This window comes from Vibrio sp. H11, assembly GCF_004804295.1.
GTDB classification, from domain to species: domain Bacteria; phylum Pseudomonadota; class Gammaproteobacteria; order Enterobacterales; family Vibrionaceae; genus Vibrio; species Vibrio ostreae.
The window spans coordinates 155,383-169,755 of the sequence record NZ_SSHN01000008.1; the positions used below are offsets into that span (position 1 = coordinate 155,383).

Annotated in this window: 12 protein-coding genes; 8 read left to right on the plus strand and 4 right to left on the minus strand. The window is 50.2% G+C overall.

The window, feature by feature from the left end; translation table 11 throughout:
- Positions 1 to 245: 245 nt before the first annotated feature.
- Positions 246 to 1,835: a peptide chain release factor 3 gene (prfC, locus tag E6C74_RS13935; protein WP_136486228.1), complete on the plus strand. Its 1,590-nt coding sequence runs from the start codon at positions 246 to 248 to the stop codon at positions 1,833 to 1,835.
- Positions 1,836 to 1,965: 130 nt separating this feature from the next.
- Here the strand turns inward: prfC and srmB are convergent, their stop codons facing one another.
- Positions 1,966 to 3,213: an ATP-dependent RNA helicase SrmB gene (gene srmB / locus E6C74_RS13940; protein WP_136486230.1), complete on the minus strand. Its 1,248-nt coding sequence runs from the start codon at positions 3,211 to 3,213 to the stop codon at positions 1,966 to 1,968.
- 90 nt (positions 3,214 to 3,303) lie between these two features.
- Complete coding sequence (locus E6C74_RS13945; RefSeq protein ID WP_136486232.1) at positions 3,304 to 4,023, minus strand: methyltransferase; 720 nt, start codon at positions 4,021 to 4,023, stop codon at positions 3,304 to 3,306.
- 306 nt (positions 4,024 to 4,329) lie between these two features.
- Here E6C74_RS13945 and brnQ point away from each other — a divergent pair, with 306 nt between their 5' ends.
- The 5 genes from brnQ to E6C74_RS13970 all read left to right on the plus strand — a co-directional run bounded on the left by brnQ (position 4,330) and on the right by E6C74_RS13970 (position 10,823).
- Entirely contained in the window at positions 4,330 to 5,643 is a 1,314-nt protein-coding gene (gene brnQ / locus E6C74_RS13950; RefSeq protein WP_136486234.1) for a branched-chain amino acid transport system II carrier protein, read from the plus strand.
- A 171-nt stretch (positions 5,644 to 5,814) separates the two neighbouring features.
- Positions 5,815 to 6,913 (plus strand): peptide chain release factor 2 gene (gene prfB, locus E6C74_RS13955; protein WP_136486236.1). Its coding sequence is split into 2 segments (ribosomal slippage): positions 5,815 to 5,889 and positions 5,891 to 6,913, totalling 1,098 coding nucleotides; the frame shifts between segments, so codons are not numbered across the junction.
- Positions 6,914 to 6,945: 32 nt separating this feature from the next.
- On the plus strand, positions 6,946 to 8,478 hold the full coding sequence (gene lysS, locus E6C74_RS13960; protein WP_136486238.1) for a lysine--tRNA ligase: 1,533 nt from the start codon (positions 6,946 to 6,948) through the stop codon (positions 8,476 to 8,478).
- A 264-nt stretch (positions 8,479 to 8,742) separates the two neighbouring features.
- The gene (gene vpsR / locus E6C74_RS13965) at positions 8,743 to 10,077 is read left to right on the plus strand and encodes a cyclic-di-GMP-binding transcriptional regulator VpsR (protein ID WP_136486240.1); all 1,335 of its coding nucleotides are present in this window, start codon (positions 8,743 to 8,745) and stop codon (positions 10,075 to 10,077) included.
- A gap of 494 nt (positions 10,078 to 10,571) precedes the next feature.
- On the plus strand, positions 10,572 to 10,823 hold the full coding sequence (locus E6C74_RS13970; protein ID WP_136486242.1) for a DUF1127 domain-containing protein: 252 nt from the start codon (positions 10,572 to 10,574) through the stop codon (positions 10,821 to 10,823).
- A gap of 50 nt (positions 10,824 to 10,873) precedes the next feature.
- On the opposite strand, the gene E6C74_RS13975 is transcribed toward E6C74_RS13970, so the two are convergent.
- Entirely contained in the window at positions 10,874 to 11,908 is a 1,035-nt protein-coding gene (locus E6C74_RS13975) for an NADP(H)-dependent aldo-keto reductase (protein ID WP_136486244.1), read from the minus strand.
- 260 nt (positions 11,909 to 12,168) lie between these two features.
- Between E6C74_RS13975 and E6C74_RS13980 the strand changes: the two genes are divergently transcribed.
- The gene (locus E6C74_RS13980; RefSeq protein WP_136486246.1) at positions 12,169 to 12,480 is read left to right on the plus strand and encodes a DUF6482 family protein; all 312 of its coding nucleotides are present in this window, start codon (positions 12,169 to 12,171) and stop codon (positions 12,478 to 12,480) included.
- 86 nt (positions 12,481 to 12,566) lie between these two features.
- Here the strand turns inward: E6C74_RS13980 and mutH are convergent, their stop codons facing one another.
- Positions 12,567 to 13,232 carry a DNA mismatch repair endonuclease MutH gene (mutH, locus tag E6C74_RS13985; protein ID WP_136486248.1) on the minus strand — a complete coding sequence of 222 codons (666 nt, stop codon included), beginning with the start codon at positions 13,230 to 13,232 and terminating at the stop codon, positions 12,567 to 12,569.
- A gap of 620 nt (positions 13,233 to 13,852) precedes the next feature.
- Here mutH and rppH point away from each other — a divergent pair.
- Positions 13,853 to 14,371 (plus strand): RNA pyrophosphohydrolase, encoded by a 519-nt coding sequence (rppH, locus tag E6C74_RS13990; RefSeq protein WP_168797031.1) that lies wholly within the window; start codon positions 13,853 to 13,855, stop codon positions 14,369 to 14,371.
- Positions 14,372 to 14,373: the final 2 nt, after the last annotated feature.

A 14,373-nucleotide genomic window follows, 5' to 3' on the forward strand; every position in this document is an offset into this window, starting at 1 on the left:
GTTTGTTTTATCAGTTATAGCCCATTCTGGCGCAGATATTAATGTTAAAGTGAAAACTCAGCTTTTATTCGAGACCCGGCGACAAAAATGCCTTGTGTTCATCAGTCCTGATCACTCCGGCATCGTTGTCGATGTCTTAAAGTTGCTCCGTGCGCTAAGATCAGGGACAATACCGCCAAAATGTTAACCGCAAGGCTAAGGGCCGGCATCGTTCTGCGCTTTAGCATCAACAGAAGATCCTTTTCATGTCTACATCACCTTTTATGGGCGAAGTATCGAAACGCCGTACTTTCGCTATTATCTCGCACCCGGATGCGGGTAAAACAACCATCACTGAAAAAGTGCTGTTATTCGGACACGCTATTCAAACCGCAGGTTCGGTTAAAGGACGTGGTTCTTCCCAACATGCCAAATCCGACTGGATGGAGATGGAAAAAGAGCGTGGTATCTCAGTTACCACCTCCGTGATGCAGTTCCCGTATCGTGATGCGCTGGTTAACCTGCTCGATACTCCGGGGCACGAAGACTTCTCGGAAGATACCTACCGTACCCTGACCGCGGTGGACTCTTGTCTGATGGTGATCGACGCAGCGAAAGGTGTTGAGGATCGGACCCGTAAACTGATGGAAGTGACCCGTCTGCGTGATACGCCGATCGTCACTTTCATGAACAAGCTTGACCGTGACATCCGTGATCCGATGGAACTGCTGGATGAAGTGGAAAACGAGCTGAAAATCCTGTGTGCGCCGATTACCTGGCCGATTGGTTGTGGTAAAGAGTTCAAAGGTGTGTACCACATTCACCGTGATGAGACGATTCTGTACTCGACCGGTCAGGGGCACACGATTCAGGAAGAGCGCATTGTTAAAGGCCTGGATAACCCTGAGCTGGATGAGCAGGTAGGTGCCGATCTGGCCGCGCAGCTGCGTGACGAGCTGGAGCTGGTGCTGGGGGCATCGAATGAGTTTGACCAGGAGATGTTCCTCAGCGGCGAACTGACCCCGGTTTACTTTGGGACTGCTCTGGGTAACTTTGGTGTTGACCACATGCTGGATGGTCTGACTGAGTGGGCACCATCGCCATTACCACGTCAGGCTAATGAGCGAGAAGTGGAAGCGACAGAAGAGAAGTTCAGCGGCTTTGTGTTTAAGATCCAGGCCAATATGGATCCAAAGCACCGTGACCGTATTGCCTTTATGCGTATCGTATCAGGTACTTATAAACAGGGCATGAAAATGAACCATGTCCGTATCGGTAAGCAGGTCAGCATTTCGGATGCAGTGACGTTCATGGCCGGTGACCGTGCGCGTGCTGAAGAGGCGTTTGCCGGTGATATTATCGGTCTGCACAACCACGGTACCATCCAGATTGGTGATACCTTTACTCAGGGTGAAGCGCTGAAGTTCTCCGGTATTCCCAATTTTGCACCGGAACTGTTTCGTCGTATCCGCCTTAAAGATCCACTTAAGCAGAAGCAACTGCTGAAAGGTCTGGTTCAACTGTCGGAAGAAGGTGCGGTACAGGTATTCCGTCCACTACAGAACAACGATTTGATCGTGGGTGCGGTGGGTGTGCTGCAGTTTGATGTCGTGGTTGCACGTCTGAAATCTGAGTACAACGTGGAAGCGATTTACGAAGGTGTTAACGTTGCAACAGCGCGCTGGGTAGAGTGCGATGATGTGAAGAAGTTTGAAGAATTCAAACGTAAAAACCAGAGTAACCTGGCCCTCGACGGCGGTGACAACCTGGCTTACATCGCGCCGACCATGGTGAACCTTAACCTGGCCCATGAACGTTTCCCTGAAGTTACGTTCCGCGCGACACGCGAGCACTAATCGCTTGAGCCCTGCCCGGGTGATGGCCCGGGCATCTGGCTGATGAGGAACGAGCAATAAAAAGCCGATGCATGCATCGGCTTTTTTATTGTTTAACAAGATCGTTTAACAAGACCATTTAGCGGCGTTGTTATTTTTTCTTCTTCGCTTTAGGGCTTTTCTTTTTATCGCCGCTTTTTTTCACTGCTGCTTTTTTCTTGTCGTCTTTTTTCTTTTTCTTAAACACCGGCTTTTTATGTGTCGGGCGCAGGCCGTCAACGTAGCGCTCTTTGATGTCTTCTTTGATGTAGCGAGCGACGCGATCCATCATTGGTTGGTCATGAGCTTCCACCAGTGAAATGGCGATGCCTTTTTTACCGGCACGAGCGGTACGGCCGATACGGTGCAGGTATACGTCAGCACTGCGTGGCAGATCGAAGTTGATCACGTGGCTGACATCCGGCACATCGATACCACGGGCTGCGACGTCGGTGGCCAGCAGAATGTTGACGCTGCCGTCACGGAAGCGGCTGATAGCATTATTACGGCGATCCTGCGGCATTTCACCCTGAATCCACGAGCAGTCAATTTGCGCACTTTCCAGCAAGGCACGAATTTCTGCCAGACGTTCACGTGTTTTGAAAAACACAATCGCGCGTTCAGACTGCTCCGTCAGGATCACTTTCAGCATCGCCACTTTATGCGCCATGTCGTCAGCGCGATGATACCACTGTGCGATCTTCTTGCGTTCACGGCGTGGCGGCTCGGCCTTCACTTCTGCCGGGTTCTTGAGCAGATCGGCAGTAAAGCCTTCCACTCCGCGTCCTTCCAGCGTGGCTGAGAACAGCAGCGTCTGTTTACGCCAGCGGCATTCGGCTGACAGACGATCAACGGCAGGGCCAAAGCCCATATCCAGCATCCGGTCGGCTTCATCGAGTACCAGCCATTCAATCGCGCGGCAGTCAAAGCGTTCAGCTTCAATGTATTCCAGCAGACGGCCAGGAGTTGCGACGACGATATCCTGAGTGGTGGCCAGAATGTCGGCGTGCTCCTGATACTGCACACCACCGGTAATGGTGAAAATATTCAGCTTGGTGTACTTGGCCAGTTCACGCGCCTGATCGGCGACCTGCATGGCCAGTTCACGGGTTGGGGTCAGAATCAGAACCCGGGCCGGGCCGGCTTTCTTACGCGGGAAGTCCTGCAGATATTGCAGCGCCGGGATCACGAAAGAGGCAGTTTTACCGGTACCGGTTGGCGCAGAAGCCAGTACGTCTTTGCCGTCCAGGGCCAGTGGAATGGCTTCAGCCTGGACCTGTGTTGGGCGTTCAAAGCCCATTTCTTCAATGGCTTCAAGAAGATTTGGATCCAGTTCTAGGTCAGCAAAGGTTTTAATCACTGTGGTTTCTCCGCAAGCGCTGGGTTTATCAGTCTATTTTAAAGGGCGCACATTATAGATGGATCGTCAGTCAGATCACATCTTTAATTTTCACATCTTCAGATAAAACGCCCGGGTAAGGGCAATAAAGTCGGCACTGTAACCATCAGATTCCTGGATGGTTAATGTACTGAACTGGCCGTCACACTGTGTCTTTTGTAGCTCAAACAGTAAGCGGTGTACAGGTTTGCGTGGTGATGGGCGAACCTCACAGCGTCGGGCCACAAACCAGCCGCGTTGCTGGGCCAACTGAATAAATTGTTCGCCTTCAACCAGCGGTAGTATCAAAGCCGCGCGGCCATTGGCGCTGAGCAGGCGCGACAATGCCTCAATCAGCGCGCTGTGGCTCAGGCTGTCGGTGTGTCTGGCGGTGGCACGCTGGCTGTGCTGTGCGGTTTGACCATTGTTGAAGTAGGGGGGATTGCAGATGATGCCGTCAAAGAGATCCTCAAGATCCGTCAGCAGGATATCCTGCTGAACAACACGGATACGTGCAGCCCAGGGGGAATTAGCAACATTATGACTGGCGGCTGCAAACGCGTGTGTGTCGATATCCACGGCTGTTATTTGTGCCTGCTCAAAGCGTTGCGCACACATCAGCGCAAGCAGACCGGTACCGGTACCGATATCCAGAATGCGCTGCGGCGTATCGCGGAATGCCCAGGCGCCGAGTAACACGCCATCGGTGCTGACCGGCATGCCACTTTGCCCGCCCTGAATGGCAAATTGCTTAAATCTGAAGCCTTTAGTTTGTAATGCGCTGCTTTTCATTAATGTATCGAATGCGTCATTGGTTGAAGTAATTATAACTAGTGTTGCTTAAATGTTTGGTGTTTTATTCTGCCTGGTGAGTCGGGCTTTCTGTCTATTGTTAAAATATTGTTCTGCTTAATTTTTGTATAAAGGTGTTAATGGCTGCTTTTTGGTTTTAGGTTTGAATTAATCTCTCGTTTTGGTCGTTATACTTGCCAAAAACGACCTGTTTCGTCATTATTCGCCCCCTGCTGGTGGTTAGAATGGTGATATTCTAACCAGTGCATACACAACGTTCATTACATTAATAATTAAGGGTTATCTGTGAAGCAGACGTTAAAACTAACAGATATTGCCGCTTTAGGCTTTATGCTTTTCGCGTTCTTTTTGGGCGCTGGTAACATCATTTTTCCGCCGTTGGCGGGCCAGTTAGCGGGTGAGCATTTGCTGCCTGCCATGGGTGGATTCCTGTTAACGGCAGTGGGCCTGCCACTGCTGGCGATCATTGCTGTCGCCATTGCCGGCGGTAGTTGGCAGCATCTGGCCAAAGATCTGCCGAGCAAGGTTGCTGCTCTGATTGCGGTGCTGATTTTTATCATCATTGGTCCTGCTTTTGCGGCGCCGCGTACCGGTCTGGTGGCTTATGAAATGGCGGTCAGTCCGCTGTTTGCTGAAGCAACCCAACTGCACCTGACTATTTTCTCGATTGTCTTCTTCCTGATCGCGATGTTCTTCTCCTGGTCCCAGGGCCGCCTGATTGATCTGATTGGTAAGTTGCTGACTCCGGCACTTTTCATTGGTCTGATTGTGCTGGCTGTTGCGGTGTTTATTGATCCGCAGGGTGAGTGGATGCCGGCTTCAGGTCCTTATGCGACCCAGCCGTTTACCAAAGGCTTTTTGGAAGGCTACAACACCATGGACACCCTGGCGGCACTGATGTTCGGCATGCTGATTGTCGATGCGCTGCGTAATAAAGGCATTACTGAGGCGCGTGCAACCACCAAGTATCTGATTAGCTCTGCCTTTATTGCCGCGTTTGGTCTGGCCGCTGTCTATACTTCGCTGTTCTACCTTGGATCGACCAGTGCTACCGTGGCCGCTGGTGCCGATAACGGCGGTTATATTCTCAGCCAGTACGTGCAGGCCCTGTTTGGCCCGTATGGCCAGATTGTGTTGTCCGCGATTGTGCTGCTGGCCTGTCTGACCACCGCAATTGGTCTAATCTCGGCCTGTTCGGAATACTTCAGTTCACTGACGTCACTCTCTTACCGCAGTTGGGTGATCATTGTCGGTGTCGCGTGTGCGATTGTGGCCAATGTTGGTCTGTCGCAACTGATTTCGCTGTCGATTCCGGTGCTGGTCGCACTGTATCCGGTCGCGATTGCACTGGTTCTGCTGACCTTTGTGCGTAGTAAACTGGCTAATCCGATGATGGGGTTTCGTGTGGTGACTCTGGTTGCTTTCCTGTTCGCGCTGATTGATGCGGCGAAAGTGGTGGGTCTGGATGTCTCTTTCTTCGAAGGTTTGCCACTGTTTGGAGTCGGCCTGGGCTGGATCCTGCCAACCTTTATCGCGCTAGTCGTGATGTGTTTTGTTAGTGGTTCATCGGCACAAAAGCTGGCGCGTGATAATGCGTAAGCTCAAATAGAAACGAAAAAGCGGATGAGCAATCATCCGCTTTTTTTGTGCCCGGATTTTGCTGCGCCCACAGCGTTCCCGCGCGAGAATGTGACGAATTTTTCCTGTATCTTCGTCACATTTTTCAGTAGAATTCTGCGGTTAAATTCTATTCATTAAGCAAAAGCAATCATGTTTGAAATCAATCCAATTAAAAACCGTATTCAGGATGTGTCACAGCGCACAAATGTCCTGAGGGGGTATCTTTGACTATGACGCCAAGAAAGAGCGTCTAGAAGAAGTCAATGCAGAATTAGAACAACCGGACGTATGGAACGAACCTGAGCGTGCTCAAGCGCTGGGTAAGGAACGTGCCTCTCTGGAAGCTGTGGTCGATACTATCGATCAGCTTGACCAGGGCCTCGAAGATGTCGAAGGCCTGCTGGAACTGGCGATTGAAGCAGAAGATCAGGAAACGTTCGATGAGATCGGCCCTGAACTGGACGAGTTGGAAACCAAGCTGGAACAGCTGGAATTCCGTCGCATGTTCGCCGGCGACCACGACAGCTCTGATTGTTACCTCGATTTGCAGGCGGGCTCCGGTGGTACAGAAGCACAAGACTGGACATCAATGATGCTGCGCATGTATTTGCGCTGGGCAGATGCCAAAGGCTTCAAGACGGAAGTTATCGAAGTGTCAGAAGGTGAAGTTGCCGGTCTGAAATCGGTTACGGTACGGATTTCCGGCGATTACGCTTACGGCTGGCTGCGCACCGAAACCGGTGTTCACCGTCTGGTGCGTAAGTCTCCGTTTGACTCCGGCGGCCGTCGTCACACCTCGTTTGCTTCTGCATTCATTTACCCAGAGATTGATGACAACATCGCAATTGATATTAACCCTGCTGACCTGCGTATCGACGTATACCGCGCGTCTGGTGCGGGTGGTCAGCACGTGAACACCACGGAATCTGCGGTACGTATTACCCACGTTCCGACCAACACTGTGGTGCAGTGTCAGAATGACCGTTCTCAGCACAAAAACAAAGATCAGGCGATGAAACAGCTGCGCGCAAAACTGTTTGAGCTTGAACTGCAAAAGCAAAATGCTGAGAAGCAAGCCAACGAAGACGCGAAGTCGGACATTGGCTGGGGCAGCCAGATCCGTTCTTACGTACTGGATGACTCGCGAATCAAAGATTTACGCACCGGCGTTGAAAACCGTAACACGCAAGCGGTTCTTGACGGTGACCTAGACAAATTTATCGAAGCTAGCCTGAAATCAGGTCTTTAAGCTTTTTACCGACAAAACAGGGTACATGCAAAATGACTGATGCTGTTCAAAATGAAACGAATCAAGCACAAATCACGCAGGAAGAAAACAAACTGATTGCAGAGCGTCGCAGTAAGTTAGAGCATATCCGTCAAGGTTGTAAGGCGAACGGTCATCCGAATGATTTCCGTCGTGACAGCCTGGCGGGCGATCTGCAAGCCGAGTTCGGTGAAAAGAGCAAAGAAGAGCTGGAAGCGCTGAATCACGTCGTGGCGATTGCAGGTCGTGTGATGGCAAAACGTGGTCCTTTCTTGGTGATCCAGGAAACGTCTGGCCGCATTCAGGCTTACGCATCGAAAGACGTACAAAAAGCACTGAAAGAGCAGTACCACGGTCTGGATATCGGCGATATCGTTGGTGTTAAAGGCGCGCTGCACAAGTCCGGCAAAGGTGATCTGTACGTCAACATGGAACAGTACGAACTGCTGACCAAAGCACTGCGTCCTCTGCCGGAAAAATTCCACGGCCTGACTGACCAGGAAATGCGTTACCGTCAGCGTTACGTCGATCTGATCGTCAATGAAGATTCACGTCACGCGTTTATTATCCGTTCTAAGCTGGTCGCGGCTATCCGTAACTTTATGAGCTCAAAAGGTTACCTGGAAGTAGAAACGCCGATGATGCACGTGATCCCGGGTGGTGCCACTGCCCGTCCGTTCGTGACTCACCACAACGCGCTGGACATCGATATGTACCTGCGTGTCGCACCTGAACTGTACCTCAAGCGTCTGGTTGTGGGTGGTTTTGATCGTGTATTCGAAATCAACCGTAACTTCCGTAACGAAGGTCTGTCACCACGCCACAACCCTGAATTCACCATGATGGAATTCTACCAGGCGTACGCAGATTACAAAGATCTGATGGATCTGACGGAAGAGATGCTGAGCACAGTTGCTCTGAATGTACTGGGTTCAACGTCAATGCCTTACGGTGATGAGACGGTTGAGTTTGGTGGTACTTACGCCCGCATGAGTATGCTGGAAGCGATTAAGCACTACAACCCGGATCACGCTGAGATTCAGGCGCTGGATTACGATAAAGTTCAGGATCGTGCGCACATGGTCGCCATCGCGAAATCTGTGCATGTTGAGGTAGAACCGTTCTGGACCTGTGGTCAGCTGCTGGAAGAGATCTTTGGTGAAACTGCTGAGCCAAAACTGATTCAGCCAACCTTCATCACCGGTTACCCGGCAGACATTTCACCGCTGGCACGTCGTAACGACGAGTTCCCGTTCATCACTGACCGCTTCGAGTTCTTCATCGGTGGTCGTGAAGTCGCCAATGGCTTCTCGGAGTTGAATGATGCTGAAGATCAGGATGCGCGTTTTAAAGCTCAGGTTGAAGCAAAAGATGCGGGTGATGATGAAGCGATGTTCTACGATGCGGACTACATTACTGCTCTGGAACATGGCCTGCCACCAACAGCAGGGCAGGGTATCGGTATCGACCGTCTGGCGATGCTGTTCACCAACACGCACACTATTCGTGATGTGATCTTGTTCCCAGCAATGCGTCCTCAGGCGTAACTGCTCACAATATCAATAAAGGCCGCCAGTTATGGCGGCCTTTTTATTTGTGGTGATTTTCGGTTTTTGCCGGATGAATTTCATCGCTATTTCTTGAAGCAAGATGGCGCTTTTGCGTTATTGAGCGCTAGAAAGTTTTCAATTTTCTTTATAGTCTTATGTTTGAGACAGACTCCACTCACAAGTGCCGTTAATGTAGCGTCAGTGGTGAAAGTGCCAAAAGTCGCACTGGATAAAAATGGTATAACAATAAGGAATCAGTTGATGGGTACTCAATTCCGCATGGATTCCGTGCCGGGTTCATTGATCGTAGTCGGTGGAACCTACGAGCCCTGGTTATCGGTTTTAGAACAAGTAGGATGGCGTTGCACGCAGTGCGCGGATCTGCGTAAAGCCGATCTGCTGTTTTCTGAAACAGGGCCATGTATTGGTATTGTGGATCTGAGCCACGATGAATTCAGCCTTAATGGTATTGCCAATCTGGTCAGCAGCCATAAACAAGTGCGCTGGCTGGCGTTTATTCGCGAGTCTCAGCTCAGTTCAGATACGATTTGCCAGTTTATCGTCAACTTTTGTATCGACTTCTTTACTGCCCCGATCCCGGATGCCCAGTTGCTGAGCACTATCGGTCACCAGCTCGGTATGCTCAAGCTGGAGAGAAAGGTCTGGCCGCATTTTGGTGCGAACGGTGACATGGGTCTGATGGGCGATTCGATCCCGGTTAAGCGTCTGCGCGATCAAATCAAGCGTATCGGCCCGACCGATGTCAGCATCCTTATCTATGGTGAGAACGGCTCCGGCAAGGGGAGTGTGGCGAAAGCGATTCACAAAACCTCAGCCCGGGCGCAGAAACCGTTTGTCTCGGTTAACTGTCGTGCGATGTCAGAAAGCCGTCTCGAATGCGAATTGTTTGGTATCGGCTGTGATGATAAAGGGTCGACGCCGTTGCTTTATCAGGCCGATGGCGGCACCTTGCTGCTCAACGATATTCTTACCATGCCAAAAAGCCAGCAGCTTAACCTGTTGCGTTTTCTGCAGGAAGGGACGGTGGAAACGGCGCAGGGAATGAAAGCGGTGGATGTGCGTATTCTGGCCGCGAATGCCTCGGATATTGAGAAAGCCCTGATCGACGGTGATTTTAACGAAGAGCTGTACCATTACATCAATGTGCTGCGCATTAACGTCCCCAGTCTCAAAGAGCGCGCCAGTGACATTGCTATACTGGCGAAGCATTTTCTGGTGGAGTATTCCAAAGAGTACAATGCCCAGGCGCGTAGTTTTTCTGAGGATGCGATGCGTGTGCTGACCCGCTATCACTGGCCGGGTAATGTGCGTGAGTTGATGAATCAGATTAAGCGCGTCGTGCTGATGTCGGATTCAGTGATGCTGGAAGAGTCGGATCTCGATCTGCCTAAGCGCGGTGACGGCAAGCGCAGCCTGAAAAGCATTCGCGAGCGTAGCGAGCGTGATGCCCTGTTGCTGGTGCTGGAATCCCATTCCGGCCAGGTTTCGACTGCGGCGAAGGAGCTTGGTGTGTCGCGTGCCACCATGTACCGATTGCTCAATAAACACAATCTGATTTCGGACGGGTCATTTTAATTGACCGTAAAAAGCCACTTCGGTGGCTTTTTTTATCGCTGATAAAACACTCAGGCAGTGAAAAGTATTGCATATCCAGAATCAATGGATTGATTTTCATTATATACAACTGGTGATGGCCTTGATTCTGGCTGGATGCATTGTTTTAGCCACTAAACAAGATTAAGGGTTGAACAATATTCTCAGTTGATTATTATTTAACCGTAAGCCTAGCTTACTGAAAATACACTTCTTTTTGGATTAATGACTTTGCTGGGAGGCGCAACATGACAACGTTCAATTCTGTTCATCTGCATCGCGCTTGCCATCATGCTATCAAATCTGTGACCGCTGTTGTGGTGGTTCGAGGTCATGATTGCCTGATTTCAGCATCGTCGTAAATTAATCCGTACCCTGTCAGGCTGCGGAAAACAGCCGCGCACAGGGATTACCACTTTTTTATACCCACCGTCAGGTCTGTTTTCCCAGTCAGAATTAATAACTGGAGAAACCTCATGCGTCATTCAATTTATCTGCAGCTGGCTACCCTGTTACTGCGAGCCGACCTCCACCGTGAAGAGCGTGCCTGGAAACGTAAAGTGCGTCGCAGTGCTTATGACTTGCCCTGGCATAATACCCATTTGCTCAAAGATATCGGTTTGCAACCGGACGGTCGTCCGATTGGTCATAGCGAGCCGGATGAAGTCAAAGTAGAACGCCGTGTGCGTCATCTGCGCCGGATACTCAGTGCGCGAATACCGACGTAACGGTCCGGGGCTGGTGATAAGCCAGTCCCGGATTACTGCCATGATTGCAATTATGGGCAGGGATTGGAGTACTGGATGCCAATCTCTTCAATTTTAGCCATCAGCTCATCGCTGAGCACCACATCCAGGCTGTCGATGTTTGATTTCAACTGATCAAGATTGGTGGCACCAATAATATTCGAGGCAACAAACGGACGTTGATTGACGAATGCCAGCGCCATCTGGGCCGGATCCAGACCGAACTCACGGGCCAGATTCACGTACGCTTCCGTTGCCTTGAGACCCTGCGGGGTAAAGTAACGTTTGAAGCGCTCGTACAGGCTGCAGCGCGCGCCTTGCGGCCGTGCACCATTGAGATATTTACCGCTCAGCACGCCGAATGCCATTGGTGAATAAGCCAGCAGCTTAACCCCTTCGTGATGGCTGATTTCTGACAAGCCGACTTCAAAACTGCGATTGAGCAGGTTGTACGGGTTCTGGATCGAGACCATACGCGGAAGATCGTGCTTTTCGGCCAGACGCAGATAGGTCATCAGACCCCACGGTGTTTCATTCGATACGCCGATATAACGAACCTTGCCCATTCGCACCAGATCGTTAAGTGCTTCGAGGGTTTCTATCAGGGTAATTTCCGACTGTTGTTCTGAATGCGGATAGTTAAGCTGACCAAAGGTATTGGTGATACGTTGTGGCCAGTGCAACTGGTATAAATCGATATAGTCGGTTTTGAGGCGGCTCAGACTGTCATCAATCGCCTGATGAATGTTGCGGTGATCGAGTGCCATATTATCGCGAATGTGCGGTACGTTACGCGGGCCGGCCACTTTAGTCGCCAGCAGCACTTTTTCACGCTTACCGGATTTCTCCAGCCAGTTACCGATAAATTGTTCCGTTTTGCCCTGCGTTTCTGCTGTCGGGGGCACCGGATACATTTCTGCAGTATCAATAAAATTGATCCCGCGCTCCAGGGCGTAGTCGAGCTGACTGAAGGCTTCTGCCTGTGTATTTTGCTCTCCGAATGTCATGGTTCCGAGGCACAGTTTACTGACTTCAAGGCTTGAGTGAGGCAGTTTAGTGTATTGCATAATCCTTCCTTGTCTGAGTGCAAACAGAGGGCTGATCCTTATCGTCCATGAGCCGTATCAGACTTAACTCTGATCAGAGGCGTACAGGCTGAATGGATAGCATCTTGAAACACATCGGCTTTTAATTTCAATCCCACTATAAGCCATCCGTAAGGGCAAAAGGAAATGAAATTTGTTCGCACACTGAGTGCGGCGCTTGGCATGGTAAAAGATTGAGCCTGGTCATCAGTCGGCTACACTGGATAGAAAGGAGGTGACGTATGCACAAACAACAACTGGATAAATGGTTGCATGGTATGCATAAGCCGGGGGCACCACTGCCCAAGGTATATGTCATAGGATGTGCTGATGCCACGCACTATACGCTTGGGGTCGAAGTCAGGCACCGGATTGAACCTTTGATGAAAGGAGATGAGCCGATGCATTTTTCCTCGTTGGATGCCGCTAAACAGGAATTAGCCCAGCTTGGATTTGCTCAGGCTTACCTGCGTATGAGCTGCGCTTACGAAGAGTGTGGTTTAGAGGGAGGGCAGAGATACAGTGAGATCCCTCTGCCGTTAACCCGGCACTAGACTGATTTATTGCAGGCAGGCCTTTGGGGCCTGCCTGCATCTCTGATTACTGTTGTTCAACTGCCTGATCCGGTCAACACTCCGTCTCAGGCGTAATACGAAGCCAGGATTCGGGCGGTAAACTGAGTACGCAGGTAAAACCCGCGCGGCAGAGTGCGAATTGGTTTGCCATTGCTGCCGTAGGCTTCGGTTTTGACCTTACCGTTGGCCGCTTTGGGCCTCAGTTGCAGGACTTCACCATGGCGGGCGGTGATCTGGCCGACTTTACCCAGCACGATAAACTCCATTAATTCTTCCCAGTCCGCCTTTAGCATCGCCTCTTCTTGCGCCGACGGACTCCAGAGCAGCGGCGATCCGACCCGGCGCTGGGCCAGTGGAATCTCCCGTTCACCTTCCACCGGCATCCACAGCACACGCGATAACTTATGGCGCACATGACTCTGTTCCCAGGTCAGTCCGTGTATTCCGGTCAGCGGTGCTACACAAACAAACGTGGTTTCCAGCGGTTTAGCACTGTAGCTGATCGGGATACTTTTCAGCTCGATGCCCAGTTTGGCAAAATCCTGCTCCGGTTTACTGCCGGCACTGGCGCCTAAATGCCATTCCAGTAATTGTCCGACCCAGCCTTTGTCCCGGGAGAGATCGTTGGGCACTGGTATCGCGGCTTCCGCGGCCAGATCGGCAAAGCTGACACCGGCAATCTGCCAGGCCCGATCGAGTAATTCTTGTTCGCTCTGGGGTTCAGGTTTCATAAAGCGTACTGCGGTCGTAAAAAGCCTATAGTAACAAAAAATGACGGGCAGAGGATCATGCAGATAAATTGATCAAAGTGGATAAAAGATCATCATTACCATAGTTATCCACAGTTCCTGGTGTTTATAGGGCGAAATTTATGGAGTATGTATGCATGAACAGGGGTTTGCCACAGGGATTTGTGGTTTTTCAGGCAGATTAAAAGTGTAGCTTTCCGGATCTGTGTGGATAACAGCTGGGTTGGTGGATCTTTGAGCACTGTTGGTTTTTGAATGATCTTTCGACACCTGCCCTGATGTGATAATAAATTAAATTTACATTATTTATTGATATTTAAGGTTTTATTGATGTTTTTGTGATTTTTGTCCAATCCGGTGATGTGACTCTGCGTAGGTGTTTTTGCACAGTTCACACTCTTCTTCACATGGTTATTCACAGAAAACGTGAATAAATGTGGTCTATATCTCACTCTTTTGTTGATAACTTAAAATTTGAGCAAAAGTTATTCAATTATGCACTTGTCAGCGATAAATATTAGGTGAATCACATTAGTTAGTTTGCTCCTGTTGGGGATATGTGGAAAAATCAAAGCAATTAAGATTTTAATAGAGGTTTGCCAGTGATAGATGGCGATGGTTACCGGCTTAACGTCGGTATTGTGATTTGTAACAACCATGGTCAGGTATTCTGGGCGAAACGATACGGACAACACTCATGGCAATTTCCCCAGGGCGGAATCGATGAGGGTGAATCTCCTGAACAGGCAATGTACCGGGAGCTTTACGAAGAGGTTGGTTTAACAAAAAAAGATGTCAAAATCATTGCAACCAGTCGTCATTGGCTCCGTTACAAACTGCCAAAACGTCTGGTTCGGTGGGACTCTCAGCCGGTCTGTATTGGACAAAAACAGAAATGGTTCTTACTGCGTTTGGATTGCGATGAAGCTAAAATTAACATGCAACGTGGAAGCACCCCTGAATTTGATGGTTGGCGCTGGGTGAGTTACTGGTATCCAGTCAGACAAGTGGTCTCTTTTAAGCGTGATGTTTATCGTCGTGCCATGAAAGAGTTTGCGTCATTAGCGATGCCGTTTAGAGAACGAAAAGTGAAAGGTAAGCGCAAAAATCGAAGAGGATAGCG